This window comes from Arthrobacter alpinus, from assembly GCF_900105965.1.
Classification (GTDB): Bacteria; Actinomycetota; Actinomycetes; order Actinomycetales; family Micrococcaceae; genus Specibacter; species Specibacter alpinus.
In genome coordinates this window covers 1479168-1496279 of the sequence record NZ_FNTV01000001.1, presented here as the reverse complement: position 1 = coordinate 1496279, position 17112 = coordinate 1479168, and the positions used below count along the sequence as shown (strand labels likewise).

16 protein-coding genes are annotated in these 17112 nt (G+C 60.2%); 10 read left to right on the top strand and 6 right to left on the bottom strand.

Translation table 11 applies throughout. The features are described from left to right. Window positions 1-22: 22 nt before the first annotated feature. The 9 genes from BLV41_RS07065 to BLV41_RS07025 all read left to right on the top strand — a co-directional run bounded on the left by BLV41_RS07065 (window position 23) and on the right by BLV41_RS07025 (window position 10996). Window positions 23-994 (top strand): FKBP-type peptidyl-prolyl cis-trans isomerase, encoded by a 972-nt coding sequence (locus BLV41_RS07065; protein ID WP_074713160.1) that lies wholly within the window; start codon window positions 23-25, stop codon window positions 992-994. A gap of 22 nt (window positions 995-1016) precedes the next feature. Beyond that, window positions 1017-1412: an FKBP-type peptidyl-prolyl cis-trans isomerase gene (locus BLV41_RS07060; protein ID WP_074711160.1), complete on the top strand. Its 396-nt coding sequence runs from the start codon at window positions 1017-1019 to the stop codon at window positions 1410-1412. A gap of 137 nt (window positions 1413-1549) precedes the next feature. Beyond that, window positions 1550-3610 (top strand): helix-turn-helix transcriptional regulator, encoded by a 2061-nt coding sequence (locus BLV41_RS07055; RefSeq protein WP_170835436.1) that lies wholly within the window; start codon window positions 1550-1552, stop codon window positions 3608-3610. Between the two features lie 9 nt (window positions 3611-3619). Continuing rightward, window positions 3620-3991 carry a hypothetical protein gene (locus BLV41_RS07050; protein ID WP_074711158.1) on the top strand — a complete coding sequence of 124 codons (372 nt, stop codon included), beginning with the start codon at window positions 3620-3622 and terminating at the stop codon, window positions 3989-3991. 21 nt (window positions 3992-4012) lie between these two features. Continuing rightward, window positions 4013-4315, top strand: a complete 303-nt coding sequence (gene tatA, locus BLV41_RS07045; RefSeq protein ID WP_044575908.1) for a Sec-independent protein translocase subunit TatA — start codon at window positions 4013-4015, stop codon at window positions 4313-4315. A 59-nt stretch (window positions 4316-4374) separates the two neighbouring features. After that, a complete protein-coding gene (gene tatC / locus BLV41_RS07040) occupies window positions 4375-5175 on the top strand; it encodes a twin-arginine translocase subunit TatC (RefSeq protein ID WP_044575912.1) in 801 nt (266 codons plus the stop codon). Between the two features lie 19 nt (window positions 5176-5194). Continuing rightward, window positions 5195-8128: a DEAD/DEAH box helicase gene (locus BLV41_RS07035; RefSeq protein WP_074711157.1), complete on the top strand. Its 2934-nt coding sequence runs from the start codon at window positions 5195-5197 to the stop codon at window positions 8126-8128. Window positions 8129-8205: 77 nt separating this feature from the next. Continuing rightward, the gene (locus BLV41_RS07030) at window positions 8206-9849 is read left to right on the top strand and encodes an amidohydrolase (RefSeq protein WP_083360634.1); all 1644 of its coding nucleotides are present in this window, start codon (window positions 8206-8208) and stop codon (window positions 9847-9849) included. Between the two features lie 415 nt (window positions 9850-10264). Continuing rightward, window positions 10265-10996 (top strand): polyprenol monophosphomannose synthase, encoded by a 732-nt coding sequence (locus BLV41_RS07025; RefSeq protein ID WP_044575970.1) that lies wholly within the window; start codon window positions 10265-10267, stop codon window positions 10994-10996. Between the two features lie 144 nt (window positions 10997-11140). Here BLV41_RS07025 and BLV41_RS07020 read toward each other — a convergent pair whose 3' ends face one another. The 4 genes from BLV41_RS07020 to yczR form a co-directional block, all read right to left on the bottom strand. Then, complete coding sequence (locus BLV41_RS07020) at window positions 11141-11482, bottom strand: RNA polymerase-binding protein RbpA (RefSeq protein ID WP_044575923.1); 342 nt, start codon at window positions 11480-11482, stop codon at window positions 11141-11143. A 259-nt stretch (window positions 11483-11741) separates the two neighbouring features. Beyond that, window positions 11742-12677, bottom strand: coding sequence for an SPFH domain-containing protein (locus BLV41_RS07015; protein WP_044575927.1), 936 nt, complete (start codon window positions 12675-12677; stop codon window positions 11742-11744). A 104-nt stretch (window positions 12678-12781) separates the two neighbouring features. Continuing rightward, window positions 12782-13267, bottom strand: coding sequence for an NfeD family protein (locus tag BLV41_RS07010; RefSeq protein ID WP_044575928.1), 486 nt, complete (start codon window positions 13265-13267; stop codon window positions 12782-12784). A gap of 65 nt (window positions 13268-13332) precedes the next feature. After that, on the bottom strand, window positions 13333-14742 hold the full coding sequence (gene yczR / locus BLV41_RS07005; protein ID WP_074711155.1) for a MocR-like transcription factor YczR: 1410 nt from the start codon (window positions 14740-14742) through the stop codon (window positions 13333-13335). Window positions 14743-14801: 59 nt separating this feature from the next. On the opposite strand from yczR, the gene yczE reads away from it, so the two are divergent. Further along, window positions 14802-15470 carry a membrane protein YczE gene (gene yczE / locus BLV41_RS07000; RefSeq protein WP_074711154.1) on the top strand — a complete coding sequence of 223 codons (669 nt, stop codon included), beginning with the start codon at window positions 14802-14804 and terminating at the stop codon, window positions 15468-15470. 9 nt (window positions 15471-15479) lie between these two features. Here the strand turns inward: yczE and BLV41_RS06995 are convergent, their stop codons facing one another. Then, window positions 15480-16349 (bottom strand): putative RNA methyltransferase, encoded by an 870-nt coding sequence (locus BLV41_RS06995; RefSeq protein WP_074711153.1) that lies wholly within the window; start codon window positions 16347-16349, stop codon window positions 15480-15482. Window positions 16350-16449: 100 nt separating this feature from the next. Beyond that, window positions 16450-17091, bottom strand: coding sequence for a peptide deformylase (locus tag BLV41_RS06990; RefSeq protein ID WP_244516775.1), 642 nt, complete (start codon window positions 17089-17091; stop codon window positions 16450-16452). Between the last annotated feature and the right edge of the window lie 21 nt (window positions 17092-17112).

Sequence of the window (17112 nt, the reverse complement as noted above, 5' to 3'; positions counted from 1 at the left end):
TCCCGCAATCGAAAGTGATTTTGTGCGCCGACTACTTGCACTGCTACTTCCCCTGCTGCTCCTTGTGACAGCTTGTTCACAAGGGCCAAGTGATACCTCCGCAACGGACTCTGCATCCGTTTCAATTCCTCCGGCGAACGCCGAAGCCTTGGCCTCGGTCAAGGTGGCGGATCAGGGCAAGGGCAAGGCGCCCACTGTCACCTTTGACAAGCCGCTCGCCATTGCTGCGGAGTCAATGAAGGTTCTGTCCCAGGGGGATGGCGAACAGATCAAGGACGGCCAGATCGTGTCCTTCCAGCAGGTGGCCCTCAACGCCGAAGACGGAACCGTCACAGGAGAAACTTTTACCACGGGCGCCAGTAACACCATCACGCTCAATGACTCTTTCAAGACACAGTTCCCCATGGTCTACAGCACCTTCACCAGCGCCAAAGTTGGTTCGTACATTGCCTACGGAATTCCCGGAACACCGGCCGTGACGGGGTCAACCGCGGCGCCGTCTGCGGCTGCTGTCCCCGCTGAACTCAGCGTATTCCATGTCACCGCGGTCAAGGCAGCTCCGAGCCTGATGAGCGCCGACGACGTTGCGGCGTTGGAGAAGGACGGAAAGCTTCCGGTAGCCAAGTTCAATGACAAGGGCGTTCCCAGCGTCACCATCCCCAAGAACGATCCGCCGGCTGGCTTGGCTGTTCAGGTTCTCACGGAAGGCACCGGCGAAGTTCTGAAGGAATCCGATTCCATCTCCGCTCTGTACACGGGCTGGACCTGGTCCGATGGCAAGCAGTTCGATTCCACTTTTGACAGCGGAAAGGCAGCATCCTTCAGCCTCCAGGGCGTTATCCCGGGCTGGACCAAGGGACTCGCCGGCCAGAAGGTTGGCTCAACCGTGCAGCTGAGCATCCCGTCGGAGTTGGCTTATGGCGAAAATGCGGCTGCACAGGGCAAGCCGGCCGGCGCACTGGTATTTGTTGTTAAGATTGAATCCAAGAGCTAGATACAACCACTAAAGGAGCACCATGTCTTTTGGCGCACGCAACTTTGACCGCACCAAGCCGGAAATCGACTTCCCGGCACACGAGGTCCCCACGGAACTCGTGATCGAAGACCTCATCGAAGGCACCGGCACCGAGGTAGTTCGCGGCAGCACGGTATCCACCCACTATGTGGGCGTTGCCTTCTCCACGGGTGAAGAATTCGACTCCTCCTGGGGCCGCGGTACTCCGCTGGACTTCAAGGCCGGAATCGGCCAGGTTATCCAGGGCTGGGACCAGGGCCTGTTGGGCATGAAGGTGGGCGGCCGCCGTCGTCTGGAAATCCCCTCCGAACTGGCCTATGGCTCACGTGGCGCCGGTGGAGCAATCGGCCCAAACGAGGCCTTGATCTTCGTTGTTGACCTGGTGGCAGTTCGCTAACACGCAGTACTTTTGTTTTGGCCTCCAAGCACATGCTTGGAGGCCAAAACTCTTTAACAGCGGAGATCGTTCGCCGAAGGCTTCACAGACCTGCGCTCGAATCAACAACTTGGCGGCTGGCTAGTACTGTGGGCCATGTGTCCACAAAAATTGATGCCACCGAACGTCTCCTGAACCTTGTCATAGCCCTGCTCGGGACCCGGTTGGGACGCAGCAAGGGATACATCCGCGAAAACATCAACGGCTACACAGCCGTCGCCGCCACGGCCGCGGAGGAAGCCAAGGTTCAGCCCGCCTTTGAGCGGATGTTCGAGCGAGACAAGAAGACATTGCTGGAACTGGGCATCCCCATCCGGCAATCCGAGGTTCAAGGCGACGACGCCGCCGAACAGGTGCTTTACAGGATTGATCCTGTTGACTACCGGGTGCCGGAAATCAGGCTCGACCAGGTCGCCATGAATCTTGTGTCCATTGCCGCCAACCTTTGGGTGGAGGCAACTCTTGGTGCCGCCGCACAGTCGGCACTACGCAAGATTGCGGTGCGATCCGGAACTGGTTGGTACGAGGATGAAACCACCTCCCAGTCGCGCATTCGCACGGCGGAGCCAGCCTTCGAGCCCATGTGGACGGCACTGCGCAGCAGTCACCCGGTAACGTTCAATTACCGCCGTTCCGGTTCAACGCAGAGCAGTCCGCGGACAGTGCAGCCACTGGGTCTAGGGAACAAATACGGTCAGTGGTACCTTGCGGCATGGGATCTGGGCAAGTCCGAGCAGCGAAGTTTCCGGCTCTCACGCATCACCTCCAAGGTGCAGGTTCATGCAACTGACACCTTTGTCAGGACCGCCGGATTTACCATTGCCAGCGTGTTGGACAAGCTCGGAACCGGAGAACTGCACACCGCCCAGATTGCCGTTCCCCAGGATGCGGCCCATGCCTTACGCGGACGCAGCGGGACCGAAATCCAGACAGGCTCAGCCTGGAGCCGGCCGGGGTGGGATGTGCTGCGTGTTAGTTACCGGGAACCGGAACTCATGGCCGACGACGTTGCGTCCCTAGGTGACCAGGCGTTGGTTCTAGACCCAGCCGATCTTCGTGAGGCAGTCGTTATGCGTTTGCACGCCGCCGCCGCAGCGGCGATTTCAACCGACGGCATGGATGATCTCAACTGGGGGACCAAAATGGCCCCGTCCCCGGCCAAGAAAAAGGACACTCGGGACAGGCTCATCAGGCTTCTGTCCATGGTTCCCTTCCTGGTGGCTAATCCCGGTGTGGATGAAGCCGAAGTCATGGCCGAATTTGCCATCACGGCCGCACAATGGGCCAAAGACAAGGACACACTCAACGTCACCGGCCTGCCCGGTTACTACCACGGTGACCTCATGGATGTCACCACCGAGGCCGGTCAGGTCTTCATCCGTGACGCCGAAACGCTCGCCAGCCCGCTGCGACTAACGCAAGAGGAAGCTTCTTCCGTGCTCATTGGGCTTCGAGCTCTCACGGCCATCCCCGACAGTCAACAAGCGCGGGCCCTCGAGCAAGCGATTTCATCGCTCACCACGGTGGCGGGGAACGATGCGTGGCTTGCCGACGCCGTCGGACTTGAGCTGGTCTCGGGTCAAGAGATGGGAACCATTGCGGCCCTGCAGGACGCCATCGCCAAAGGCCGGGCGTGTGCCATCACCTATCTCGTGCGCTCTCGCGACGAACTCAGCCAACGCACCATTGAGCCGCGCAAACTGTTTTCCGTCGATGCGGCCTGGTATGTACGCGCCTGGTGCCGTAAGACAGAGGAATTGCGCAGCTTCAGGCTCGACCACATCAAGGACTTGGCCGACGCCGGGGCTCAGGAGAACCTGCACGCCTCTCTCACTCCGTGGCAGCCCACCCCAGGGGTTTACGATCCCGGCAGCAACGATGTTCAGGTGCAGCTCATCGCCGAACCCACCACAGCACTGCGACTGGCCCCTGCCTACAACGCCATACTCTTCGACCTCGGTGCCGACATGGTTGGCCTGCGCCTGCTCGTGGGTGATACGGCCACGCTGTCACCGCTCATGGCACGCCTTGGCGGACGCGCGCGGGTGGTGGAGCCGCAGGCCGTTCGCCAGGCCACAGCTGATTGGTTGATAGCTGCCGCGGAAAGCTGTGACGCTGTGGGCGAAACCACCCCGGCAGTTCCCAGCACCGACGGATAGACTCAAAAAATGCCTTGGTGGTCATGGATCTTGATATGGATAGCGCTAGTAGCGTTGTCCCTGCTTTTTGTTGCTCTGTTGGGCTGGCGCATCTGGCGCGACGTCAGTGCAACGGCACGTACCTTCAATGATGTTTCCGCTGGGCGAGCAGCTTACTGGGATCAAAGTCTGGAGCGCGCCAAGGTGCGGCACGTCACAGAACCGCGCACGACGGTTCCCGGCAGTGCGATTTTTGCAACACCTGAAGAAATGAAGGATGATTACGTAGCTGCCAAGGAGGAACGGCGTTTCGCCCGCCTTCAACGGCGCGTCGCCCGCAGGAAAGAACGCGGACAGCTCCAATCCTTGCGCGACATTGAAGCATTACAAGACGTAGGATGAACCAAAAGGAAAGGCGTTACCGTGGGAAGACTTTTTGAGAGCCCCTGGGCTATCACCATCATCATCATCGTTGTTCTGCTGCTCTTCGCAGCCCCGAAGTTGCCCGGAATGGCTCGCAGCCTTGGCCAGTCCATGCGGATTATCAAGTCCGAAGTCAAGGAAATGAAGAACGACGGCAAGGATGATGCTCCAACAGCGGCACCGACTGCTTCTGCAGCCCCCGCTGCGCCTGAGGCTCCCGTTGAAGGCAAGATCGTCAACAACCCGACGCAGGGCAACACCTCGGGCGAGGGTACCGGAACCGGTACCGGCGCTCAGTCATAGAAAAGGTTGATGAGCCGGTGGGCGCTACAAAAGGCCGTAAAGCCAACCCCGAAGGACGGATGCCGCTTAAGGCGCACCTGATTGAGGCCCGCAACCGGCTTTTCAAGAGCGCCCTGGCCATGATCCCAGGTGTGATTCTGGGCTGGATTATTTATGATCCGCTGCTCTTTGCCCTCACACAGCCCCTGCGCGATATCAGCCACGAACGCAACATTGTTGCCACCCTGAACTTTCAGGGTGTCACCACGTCCTTTGACTTGAAAATCCAGATCGCCTTGATCCTGGGGCTGATCATTGCTTCGCCGGTATGGATTTATCAACTCTGGGCATTCATCACCCCCGGCCTGACGAAGAAGGAACGCCGTTACACGCTTTCCTACATGTTCGCCTCGGTGCCACTGTTCTTGGCGGGCATTTATGCCGGTTGGTTGATCTGGCCAAATATTGTGAAGGCGCTGACCTCGTTCACCCCTGCGGGTAGTGAGGCCGCGAACATCATCACGGCCCTGGAATACCTGCAATTTGCCATGCAGCTCATGCTGTTCATGGGTGCGGCCTTCCTGGTACCGGTGCTGCTCTTTGCTCTCAACGCTGTTGGCATTGTTCGGGGCAAGACCTACTTGAAGGCTTGGCGCTTTACGATTCTTGGTGTCACGATCGTCTCGGCGATGGCAGCCCCCGGCTCAGACGTCATGAGCATGTTCTTCCTCGCCGCACCGTTGTTGATCCTGTACTTCGGCGCAATCGGTTTGTGCATTCTCAATGACAAGCGTCGCGACCGCAGGGACGCAAAAAAAGTCAAGGAATCCGAGTCCACGGCAGATGTGGCCACGCCCTCAAAGGATCTGGAAATACTGTGATCTAACGTAGGCTGGAGACATGCCTGCCTCAGAAAATATCAGCCCCTCCGAACGTTACCTGGCGGCCAAGAACCGCGTTGCCGATCAGGGAACTGATTTGGAAGAGTTCAGGGCAACTCTGGCTTTTGCATTGGATGATTTTCAAGACACCGCGTGCCGTGCCGTTGAGGCCGGTCGCGGTGTTTTAGTTGCTGCTCCAACCGGTGCCGGTAAGACCATTGTCGGCGAGTTCTCCGTTTACCTGGCCCTTAAACGTGGACACAAGGCGTTTTACACTACGCCCATCAAGGCGTTGAGCAACCAAAAGTTTCAGGAATTGGCGCAGAAGTATGGGGCCGAAAACGTTGGTCTCCTCACGGGTGACACCAGCATCAACTCCGAGGCTCCCGTTGTGGTCATGACCACCGAAGTTCTGCGGAACATGCTTTATGCCGACTCCCACACACTGGCTGGTTTGGCCTATGTGGTCATGGACGAGGTCCACTACCTCGCCGACCGTTTTCGAGGCGCCGTCTGGGAAGAGGTCATCATTCACCTGCCCAGCGAGGTGTCAGTTATTTCGCTCAGCGCGACCGTCTCCAACGCCGAAGAATTTGGGTCCTGGCTCGGTACGGTCCGTGGAGATACCGCCGTGGTTGTTTCCGAGCACCGGCCCGTTCCGCTCTGGCAGCACGTCATGGTGCGTCGTGATTTGGTGGATCTCTTTGCGGAGAACGTAGCTTTCGACGAGATTGCAGGTAGCCCGGAAAACACGGCCACGTCCAGGGTAGGCAAGTCCGCTGGGACCAACAATAACGCTGGTTCCAAAACACCAAAGATCAACCCGGAACTCCTCAAGCTGGCGCGTTCAGAATCCGTCAGCATCGGCCGGGGAACCAGCCACGGCCGGCGCGGAGGCGGCGGTTCACGCGGCCGCGGATACCAGCAACCGTCCAGCGCCCACGATGAGCGAGGCGGGCAGCGCGGAAATCAGAATCAAGGCGCAAGTCAGGGTTGGGCCAAGGCGGCTTCCCGTCCACAGGTTATTCGCGCCCTCGACAGCCAAGATCTACTTCCTGCCATCACCTTCATTTTTTCGCGGGCCGCGTGCGATGCGGCGGTGCAGCAATGCGCAGCCGCCGGCTTGTGGCTCACCTCTTCCGATGAACAGGCCGAAATCGCCCGTCGCGTTGACACGGCGTGCGCCGAGCTGCCCGACTCCGACAGGGACGTCCTCGGCTTCTGGGGGTGGCGCGACGGACTGCTGCGCGGATTGGCGGCCCACCATGCCGGAATGTTGCCCAGCTTCAAGGAAGTGGTTGAGGATCTCTTTGCCGATGGACTGGTGCGCGCAGTTTTCGCCACGGAAACCCTCGCACTCGGCATCAACATGCCTGCCCGAACGGTCATCCTGGAGAAACTGGAAAAGTACAACGGTGAAGCGCACGTGGGCATCACTGCAGGGGAGTACACCCAGCTGACGGGCCGTGCAGGACGTCGCGGGATCGACGTTGAAGGCCACGCCGTCGTGCTGTGGCAGCCTGGCACAGACCCTGCAGCGGTGGGAGGTCTGGCCTCCAAGCGCACCTATCCGCTCAACTCCAGTTTCCGCCCCACCTACAACATGAGCATCAACCTCGTGGCGCAATTTGGCCGTGCTCGCACCCGCGATATTCTCGAATCTTCCTTTGCCCAGTTTCAGGCAGACCGTTCCGTGGTTGACCTGGCGCGCCAAGTCCGGTCCAGGGAAGAGTCCTTGGCCGGGTATGAAAAGTCAATGACGTGTCATCTGGGCGATTTCAATGAGTACGCCAAGCTGCGCCGTGAACTCTCTGACCATGAATCCGGCGCCTCAAAGTCGAAGGCGAAGCAACGCAGGGACTCCGTGGTTGATTCCGTTGCCAGCCTTCGCCCGGGCGACGTCATCATGGTGCAGGGCGGGCGCAACGCCGGATACGCCGTGGTACTTGAGGCCGACGCAAATGCCCGGGTACCGCGCCCTGGGATTCTGGGCATCGACAGGGAATACCGGCGATTGAGCATCCACGATTTTTCCGGACCCGTGGAGGCACTGGCACAGGTACGCGTCCCCAAGGGTTTCAACCCGAAGGTTCCCAAGGACAAACGCAATCTGTTGGCCGCCGTGGAAGCGAAGCTGAATGAACCCTCACAACAGCGTCCACATCGCTCTGCCGCCTTCGGCTATGCCGACTCGGAGAGCGAGAATGAGGCGACCGCCACCCTGCGCCGGAACCTGCGCGCCCACCCCTGCCATGGCTGCAGCGAACGCGAGGACCATGCGCGCTGGTCCGAGCGATGGTGGAAGCTGCGCAAGGAGACCGATGGGATTGTGCGCGCCATCCAAGCACGCACCAACACCATTGCGCGGACCTTTGACCGGGTCATCGACCTGCTGGCAGGCTACGGATTCGTGGTGGCGGACGACGCCGGGAACTTGCGTCCCAGCGAGGATGGCCAGCGCCTGCGTCGTGTGTACGGCGAAAAGGATCTGCTGATTGCCTTGGCTTTGCGACAGGGCGCCTTCTCCGATCTCGACGCACCCGAGCTGGCCGCTTTTGTCACCTCGCTGGTCTACCAGTCCAAGCGGGACGCCGAGGGTTCGCGACCTCGGATGCCAAGCGTGAGCCTGGAGCAGGCTGTCGAGGACGTGGTGGTGCTGTGGTCCAGACTGCAGGATGCCGAAGAATCCCACAGACTGCCCCTGACCAGCGAGCCCGAACTGGGATTGGTGTGGCCCATGTACAAGTGGGCCAAGGGTCGCAGTCTGCAGGATTCACTGCATGGAACTGATCTGGCCGCCGGTGACTTTGTCCGCTGGACGAAACAGGTCATTGACCTCCTAGGCCAGCTCTCCCAGGTACCCTCGCTACCGGCTGGATTTTCACCTGTCTGCAGGCAGGCCATGGATCTGGTGCGGCGAGGAGTTGTGGCGTACACGGCCGTGGTGGACTAGCGCTTTTCCGGCGGTTTCAGATCACTGCCTGTCCCAAGTTTTTGTGAATGTTTTTGTTGAAAGGATTGACTCTTCCCATGTCATTAACCATGTACCGAAACGGCTCCGTCTACAGCGCCGCCGATCCCTTTGCGACGGCCATGCTGGTGGACGGTGATGTAGTTGCGTGGGTTGGCTCCGAACACGCGGCGACCTCCCTCTTGGACTCCCGCATGCGTGAAGTGGATCTGCGTGGGGCCCTCGTTGCTCCGGGATTTGTGGACTCGCACGTCCATGTCACCGAAACCGGCCTTGCCCTGGAATCGTTGGACCTTGGCGGCGCGGCTTCCGCCACGGCGATGCTGGACAGCGTGGCCTTGGCGGCTGCGAGTCTTGCCGCAGGTGGCTTGCTTCTTGGCCACGGGTGGGACAACGCCCTATGGGAAGACCCTCGCCTTCCCGGTGCCGCTGAGTTGGAACGAGCAGCCGGCGGGCGTGAAGTGTATCTTGCCCGCGTTGACGTACATTCGGCTCTGGTCTCGGCAAGTCTGGCCCAGCGCTGTGGGCTGGCAGCCATGCCTGGTTGGGACGGTGACGGCCTGGTGAGCGGCGTCGCGCACACAACCGCCCGGGATGCGGCCCGCACGCTTACGCCGGAGCGTCGTGCCACGGTACAGGAGCGAGCCCTGCGACATGCGGCGGCCAATGGCTATGTGGCCTTGGCTGAGATGAGTGCTCCGCATGTTGGTTCGGGGGAGGACCTTGCCCAGCTCATGTCCATGGGACAGGCGTTTCCTCAGGTATTGCCATACTGGGGGCAGCTGGTTGGCAGTGCCGACGAGGCTCGCGACGTGCTGGCGCACTTGGCTGGTCTTGGCGTTGATGTGCTGGGATTGGCCGGGGACCTGAACATTGATGGTTCGCTGGGATCGCGCTCAGCACTGCTCCGCCAGCCCTACGCGGACGCCCCAGAGACTTGGGGCAAGGCACAGCTGACGGTCGAGCAGGTAGTCAAGCACCTGGCGGCCACGTCTGAATTGGGGCTGACAGGCGGCTTCCATGTCATTGGTGACGGCGGCATGGACATTGCCGTTGCCGGGCTTGAGGAAGCCACCAAAATGGTGGGCATAGACAAGATTCGCGCGGCAGGGCACCGGCTGGAACACGCCGAGATGGTGGACGATGCGGCCCTTGCGGCTCTGGCCCACCACGCCGTTGGGGTTTCTGTGCAGCCAGCCTTTGATGCCGCATGGGGTGGAAGCTCCGGAATGTATGCCCAACGATTGGGTGTACAGCGCGCGCTTGCGCTAAATCCGCTGGCGCGATTCTATGGCGCCGGTGTTCCAGCGTTCTTCGGTTCTGACGCTCCCGTCACGCCCCTGAACCCCTGGGCCAGTGTGCGTGCCGCGTTGAACCACCATGAAGAATCCTCACGGATTTCCGCGCGTGCAGCGTTCATTGCCCATACCCGCGCCGGTTGGCGCGCCGCCAAGTCCGAGAACCCCTTCCACGGTCAGTTGGCTCCGGGTGCGCCGGCCAGTTTCGCCATTTGGGATGTGGAACAGCTCATGGTTCAGGTCGCCGATGAAAGGGTGCAGTCATGGTCAACCGACCCCCGTGCCAGGACGCCGCTGTTGCCTGCGCTTGATGGTGACAACGATCCCCGCTGCCTTCAGACGGTCCATCTGGGGCGAGAACTGTACGCCAGCGAAGATTTCAACAGCATGGCCGAGCATGCATAAAATCCATGCCTGGGAAAGCGCCTGCCGGGAATAGTCCATTTGGGTAATATCGCGCTGACCTGCACCGATGCGTATCGGTGCAGGTCAGCACCGTGTTGACAGCGGCTGCGGCGGCAATTAGTTTTAGGGGAGCGGAGAACCTCCTTCAGGGAGGGTCCCGGTCGGAACGGGAAACCGTCCAGCCGACGCTTGGGGGATAAGTTCACGCGCCAGTAGAAAACAATAAAGTGCAGTGCCTTTGGCCTGTGCCGAATTGGTCCGAAGGCGCGTGGACTTATCTTTTCCCCAGCCACCTCACCTATACTGGTGTTTTGGCCTTAGCCGCCAATCGCCGTGATGACTTGCCTTGACCAGACACCAGCGGTTGCGGCCCAGGGCCTTCCACTTCACTTTCACCACGGAAAGGCACCAATTGTTGCGTGTCCTGACGATCATTCCCACGTACAACGAGATCGAATCGCTGCCAAAGACCCTGGCCCGGTTGCGCGCTGCAGTTCCACACAGCGATGTTCTCGTGGCTGACGACAACAGCCCCGATGGCACCGGGGCGTGGGCCGACGAATTTGCCGCCAATGATCCCCAAGTTCACGTCTTGCACCGTGCCGGGAAAGAAGGCCTTGGAGCTGCCTACCTCGCCGGATTTACTTGGGGACTGGAAGCCGGGTATGACGTCCTGGTGGAAATGGACGCCGATGGATCACACCAGCCCGAGCAGTTGCCACTGCTGTTGGACGCTGTCGATCAGGGAGCAGACCTGGTGTTGGGTTCGCGCTGGGTCCCGGGCGGAAAAGTAGTCAACTGGCCGCTGCACCGGAAGCTGATCTCCACCTGCGGCAGCCTTTACTCCCGTGTGTTGCTGGGCATTCCGGTCCGCGACGTCACCGGCGGTTACCGGGCATTTCGCCGAACCACGCTTGAAGCACTGGATTTCAAGGCAGTTGAATCAGTTGGCTACGGTTTCCAGGTGGACATGCTGTGGCGTGTCTGGCAGATGGGGTGCAAAGTGGTCGAGGTGCCCATCACCTTCGTTGAGCGTGAATTTGGTGCCTCCAAGATGAGCGGCAACATTGTTCAGGAAGCCATGCTGAACGTGACCAAATGGGGTTTGAGCTCACGCTGGGCCAAACTGACAGGTCGCAACAAGTAGTTTTCAGTTGCCACTGAGGACCAACTGATTGGTCCTCGGTGGGGTAGATACAAAAATGGTGGGCACCCAGTTATGGGCGCCCACCATTTTTTGGTTCAAAAACTTCTCAGCGCAGAAGCAAAAGTCTCTGCCTGGAAAGGTTCCTTAGACTTTTTCGCCGCGGCGTTCGCGCAGGATGGTCAACCGGTCAGCCAAGATGGTCTCCAGTTCGGGGAGTGTCCGGCGCTCAAGGAGCATGTCCCAGTGAGTACGGACAGGCTTGTCGTTGGAGGTGTCAGGAGCCTCGCCGTTGACCAGCAGAGCCTCCTTGCCCGTCTTGGACATCCAGGTTGCCGGGATCTCAGCTTCAGATGAGAAAGTGACAAAGACCTGCTCGCCATCGGCGCAACGGTACTCCACGCTTTGGCGGGGCGCAGGCTCTACACCGGATTCCGTCTCCATGCTCTGTGCGCCCAAGCGCATGCCACGCAGGCTGCGATCGCTCATGACTTCTCCCTCAAGTTGTTCTCTTGCTCCACGACATTCATGAGGCAAGCGTGCTTACCAAGGATTTCAGCGGCTGGCGCTGGCGTCCAAGGATTTTCGACATTAATTTCAACGCACCATGTCCTGCAATTGTTCCTGCGGGGTCAGGGTGCGAAAAGTGTGGCCGGGCAAAACGCCACGCGGCCAAGCACCCATTATACGTGCCTAGCCGCGCTTTGCGTTTCTTCCCCGCCGGAAGGTGGTGCATATGCCTCGTCGGTTAGGCTTCGGGGGCCTTGGCGAGGTCGACGGCGTCGTCCGCGTCAGTTGCCGTGTTGCCCAAAACGTTGCCGATTCCCTTCAGGGCTTCGCCAACTTCACTGGGAATAATCCACAACTTGTTGGAGGTACCCGAGGCGATCTTGGGCAGGGTCTGCAGGTACTGGTACGCCAGCAACTTTTGCGTGGGATTGCCCTTGTGAATAGCACTGAAGACCTTCTGAATGGCCTGAGATTCACCATCGGCGCGTAGAATCGCGGCCTTGGCGTCACCTTCAGCCTTCAAGATGGAGGACTGGCGCTCACCTTCGGCTGTCAGAATGGCGGACTGCTTGGTTCCTTCGGCCGTCAGAATGGCCGCACGGCGGTCACGCTCGGCGCGCATCTGCTTTTCCATCGAGTCCTGGATGGACAAGGGCGGATCAATGGCCTTGAGCTCAACGCGGCTGACGCGAATGCCCCAGCGGCCGGTGGCCTCATCGAGCACACCGCGCAACTGACCATTGATCTGGTCACGCGAGGTCAGCGCCTCTTCAAGGTTCAAACCACCCACTACGTTACGCAAGGTGGTGGTTGTCAGCTGTTCAACAGCCTGAATGTAGTTCGCGATCTCGTACGTCGCCGCACGGGGATCGGTCACCTGGAAGTACACCACCGTGTCAATCGAGACAACCAGGTTGTCCTCCGTGATGACAGGCTGCGGCGGGAAGGACACCACCTGTTCACGCAGATCGAGCAGCGGCAGAAGGCGGTCCACGAATGGAATGAGAACCGTCAAACCTGGATTGAGCGTGCGCTGGTATTTACCCAGCCGCTCCACAACGCCCGCGCGAGCCTGTGGAATGATGCGCACTGATCGAACAAGGACAATTACTACAAATATCAGTAGGACTAAAACTACAAATAGCCACACAACTGTGCCGGCTCCGTCTCCCATGAAATCCCCTCTTTTCTGTGTAAAGAATCAATACGCCGCGAAGAATCTATGCGCTTGACGCCCTGTGGCACACTGGGCGTGAACCGGCGGCGCAACAGCGGTGTTTAAGCAGTTGTTGTGGCAGGTCCGGCCGATTTATGGGCCGAAGGTTGGCTGATGATGGCGGTGGCGCCGTCGATGGATTCAACTTCCACGGCCGCTCCAACGGGAATCTCACTGCCGCCATTGATCCGTGCAGTCCAAATGTCTCCGCCAATCTTCACCAAGCCGCCGCCCATGCCTACGGTCTCAAGAACCACAGCCTTGTGACCAATGAGGCGGTCAACATTGGAGAGTTGGTCGGCGGGGCCGCGGTGCAGATGGGCTAGCGCCAAGGGCCTGATCAGGACAGTGGTGGCGAGGGCTACGACGCAGAAGATCACAATCTGCAGCCACAGTTCTGCATTGAACAGGAAGGCCACCAGAGCGGCTAACGCCCCCACCGACATCAAGATGAAGTATAGGTTCAGCGTCAACATCTCAGCCACGGCCAACAGCAGAAATACTGTCAGCCAGATGATCCAGCCAAAATCATTAATCCATTCGAGCATTTCGTCCCCCTTAGAGACTTAATTCCGTATGTATGACACTACTACGTAGAGCCGGGAAAATCCGGCTAGATGACTGCCTGAAGGGGCATTCTCAATGGATCGGAGCCGACCTCGCCGCTGATGCGGCCCAGGATCGCTATGCCATCGTGCAACTGCTCGTCGCTGTAGCTAAAGGGTAGGCGCAGGTACCGTTCAAAAGCTCCGTCGATGCCGAATCTGGGACCCGGGACAAGGCCCATCCCCTCCGACCGTGCGGCCAAGGCCAGGGCCGAGCTGGAAACGGTTTCGGTGTTGATCCACAGGCATAGGCCACCATCCGGGACCTGTACCTGCCACTGGGGCAGCTGCTCGCGCAGCAGCTTGATGGCCGTGTCCCTGCCGCGGCGAAGATCAAGGCTGCGGCTGGCCATCATGGACGGCATGTCCTGAATCAGCTTCGCCGCTACGAGCTGTTCCACGAGCGGCGTGCCAAGGTCGACGCCGGGACGGTTGCGTAGGAGCTGGGCCAGAATTTCACGGGAGCCGCGAATCCATCCCACCCGCAGCCCGCCCCATGCGATTTTGCCCAGCGACCCCAGGGTGAGGATGTTGGAGGAAAAGGCAGCCATGGGAGGCATGGGGCCACGGTCAATATCCAGTAGGGCGGTAGTTTCATCCACCACCAGCACCGTGCCCTCACGTGCTGCGGCGGCGGCAAGGTACTCGCGTTCGTGGATTGACATGCTCATGCCTGTGGGATTGTGAAAATCCGGCATGAGGTACGCCAAGGTAGGTGCTGCCCGCCGAATCTGCAGCAGCGCTTCTGGTAAATCCCATCCGCCGTCCTGACGGACCGGGAATGCGATGACGCGTGCGCCGACCGCGGCGAAGGTGTCCAGCGCGTGCGGATACGTGGGCTGCTCCACCAGGATGCGTTCGCCGGGGGAGTAGAGGGTCCGGGTGATGAGGTTGAGGCCGTGCTGCGCGCCGATCGTCACCATGATCTGATCCGGCGACGTTGGCAGGCCCCGATCCCGATAATTTTGAGCGATGGCTTCACGCAGATCGGGCAGGCCCACCAGATCGAAACCGTCATGGCCCAGGTAGGTAGGTAACTCCTCCAACGCGGCCGCAAAGGCGTTTTGGATGCCAGGATAGGCCGGAGCCGTGGCCTTGGTGAAGTCCAGGGCCAGTCCGTGGTGGAGGGCATGCTCCCCGCGGATCCGGCCAGGCAATTGCAAGGTGCTGCCGGATCCCCGCACGCTTTCAAGGAACCCGTCGTCACGCAGTTTGGAATACGCAGCCGCAACGGTTGTGCGGCTCAGGTCCAACGCCTGACTCAGCTCTCGCTCGGCGGGGAGTTTGGCGCCGCTGGACAGCCGTCCGTCCAAGAGCAGGACCCGGATACGCTCGGCCAGGGCTCGATAGGCCGGGGCCGCGCTGCGCCATTCGCCCAATTCGCGTGCTAGCCGGCGGCCGGTGACAAAAGAGTTCATAAATCCACATTAGTGGAATTGGCCCTTTTGCGTAAGTCCAGTTTTAGTAGAATTGACGCATGCGCCTCTTTCTGACAACTCGAAACCTTCCAGCCCGCGTGACCCGGCTCTTCCTGGGCCTGGCCCTGTACGGCGTGGCCATAGCCCTCATGATCCGGGGAAATATTGGCGCGTCCCCATGGGACGTTTTTTCGCAAGGCCTCTCGCGATCCACCGGAATCTCGTTCGGAATGTGCACCATCATCATTAGCGGCGTGGTTCTGCTCTTCTGGATCCCGCTGAAGCAAAAGCCAGGATTTGGCACGGTAGCCAATGCGCTGCTCGTTGGCCTCTTTGCCGATGTGGGATTGGCACTAATCCCGCAGGCCAATCACCTTGCACTGCAGATCGCCGTCTTTGCGGCGGGCCTATTCCTGTTGGCCTTTGCCACGGCGTTGTACATTGGCGCCGGCTTGGGGCCCGGCCCGCGAGATGGATTGATGACGGGCCTGGTCCGAGTCAGTGGCAAGCCGGTGTGGCTCATCCGTACAGGAATCGAACTCAGCGTCGTAGTGGTTGGATTCTTCCTCGGGGGAGTCGTGGGTGCCGGCACGGCAGCCTTCGCTCTCGGAGTGGGGCCATTGACGCAAGTGACGTTGCGATGGCTGCGCGTTGACCTCCACGCCACCAACCGCAAGAGCGCCATGGTGGACATTTCAGCACCCCTCGACCCAGTTTCCCAGGACTAGCGCACGGGACTAGGCGCGGGTCCTCGGCGCGAAGACGGAGATCCTAAATGCGGCCGTTGCATGCGTCATATCTGGCATGTGGGCGAGTTTGCGACCCAACTCGAGCGCGTCAACGTGATGTCCGGCCGGTCCCATGAGGGCAACATTTCCAACGTCGGCCGGGGATAGCTCAAGAGGGACCAAGAGTTCCTGACTATCCACGAGTTGGAAATCGCCAGCCATGGACTGGACCAGGGCTGCTTCCTTGTCTTCCTGGATGCCCAGCATGCCGGCTTCCTGGGCAATGTCGGCTAAATGACTTGGCAGGGGAGTGACAACCATCAACATGCCGCCCGGCTTGAGGATGCGGGCAAACTCGGCCGCGTTGCGCGGGGCAAAGATGACAAGCACGACGTCGGCTGTGCCGGCTCCCAGCGGCAGCTCGCGCCAGAGATCCCACACGATGTTCGCGGCGAGGGGATTGCGTCTGGCTGCCCGGCGCAAAGCAAACTTGGAGATGTCCAATCCAATCGCGGCCGGACCCCTGGCGCTCGTGGCCGCCAAGACTTGTTGCAAATACCAGCCGGTTCCCGTGCCTGCATCGACAACGAGTGCCGGTTCGCTCGTGGATGCTAGATGGGCTTGGACCCTTGCTGCGAGCGCGTCGCCGAGGCCCTGGTAGTGGCCGGCGTCAAGGAAAGCGTCGCGGGCGCCCACCATGTCCGCGGTGTCAGGGACAAATTTAGTGCCGTGGCCGGTGAGTAGGTTCAGGTAGCCCTGCCGGGCGATGTCAAAGGTGTGGCCACTGGCGCAGACCAGGGCGTTGTCCCCGGGTGCCGGAGTGTTGAAGCTGAGTCCGCAATGAGGGCACAACAGGGCGTTGACGGCAGCGATTTCCATAGTGTCAATCTTAGGTTGCGACGGAGTGCTGCTTGGCCCGCCCGGACCTGTTGGTAGGAACCGGTGGGCGGCGAGTGTATTCGACGCTCTTGAAGGAAGCTTAGAAGTTGAGTCCAGCCTTGGCGTCCGTCACGTCTGGATTGGCCCAGAACTCGCTGTAGTTGACGTTGCTGGCCAAGGACCGTGTGTAGGCCTTGTCTATATACAGTGTGCCGGAGAGGTGGTCAGTCTCGTGCTGAACGATTCTTGCCTGCCACCCCGTGAACCGGGCGGTGCGCGCGGAGCCGTGTTCGTCGTTGTACGCCAGATCGACCGCGGCGTGCCGGTCAACCACACCCTGCCATCCCGACATCGACAGGCACCCTTCGTAATGTGAAGCCAACTCATGCCCCACAGGCGTGTAGTGGGGATTGAGGATGGCGAAAAGCTCGAGAGGTTCGCGGCGACGCACCATGGCGTTTTCTGGCGTTACCTCATATTGGTCTTCAAGGACGGCGAGCTGAAGCGGGATCCCTATCTGGGGTGCGGCGAGGCCAACGCCCGGGGCGGCGCGCATGGTCTCGGTCATGATCGCGATGAGTGCCGCGAGATCATGGGCGCTGAGCTGTCCCGTAAAGGGGCGAGCTTGGGTGCGCAACACGGGATGGCCGGCCTGCACTATCTGGGGCAGCGAGCCGCTTTCAAGGACGGTGGCGACGGCCTGCTGAAGGTAGGAGTCGTCAATCAGGGGTGTGTTGGGCATGGGGATCCTCATAAGTTCTGG

Coding starts and splice junctions, on each gene's coding strand:
- BLV41_RS07050 (WP_074711158.1), top strand. CDS start 3,620: ATGCCTTGGTGGTCATGGATCTTGATATGGATAGCGCTAGTAGCGTTG.
- tatC (WP_044575912.1), top strand. CDS start 4,375: ATGCCGCTTAAGGCGCACCTGATTGAGGCCCGCAACCGGCTTTTCAAG.
- yczR (WP_074711155.1), bottom strand. CDS start 14,742: ATGAACTCTTTTGTCACCGGCCGCCGGCTAGCACGCGAATTGGGCGAA.
- BLV41_RS07015 (WP_044575927.1), bottom strand. CDS start 12,677: ATGGGAGACGGAGCCGGCACAGTTGTGTGGCTATTTGTAGTTTTAGTC.
- BLV41_RS07060 (WP_074711160.1), top strand. CDS start 1,017: ATGTCTTTTGGCGCACGCAACTTTGACCGCACCAAGCCGGAAATCGAC.
- yczE (WP_074711154.1), top strand. CDS start 14,802: ATGCGCCTCTTTCTGACAACTCGAAACCTTCCAGCCCGCGTGACCCGG.
- BLV41_RS06995 (WP_074711153.1), bottom strand. CDS start 16,349: ATGGAAATCGCTGCCGTCAACGCCCTGTTGTGCCCTCATTGCGGACTC.
- BLV41_RS07030 (WP_083360634.1), top strand. CDS start 8,206: ATGTCATTAACCATGTACCGAAACGGCTCCGTCTACAGCGCCGCCGAT.
- BLV41_RS06990 (WP_244516775.1), bottom strand. CDS start 17,091: ATGCCCAACACACCCCTGATTGACGACTCCTACCTTCAGCAGGCCGTC.
- BLV41_RS07020 (WP_044575923.1), bottom strand. CDS start 11,482: ATGAGCGATCGCAGCCTGCGTGGCATGCGCTTGGGCGCACAGAGCATG.
- BLV41_RS07035 (WP_074711157.1), top strand. CDS start 5,195: ATGCCTGCCTCAGAAAATATCAGCCCCTCCGAACGTTACCTGGCGGCC.
- BLV41_RS07010 (WP_044575928.1), bottom strand. CDS start 13,267: ATGCTCGAATGGATTAATGATTTTGGCTGGATCATCTGGCTGACAGTA.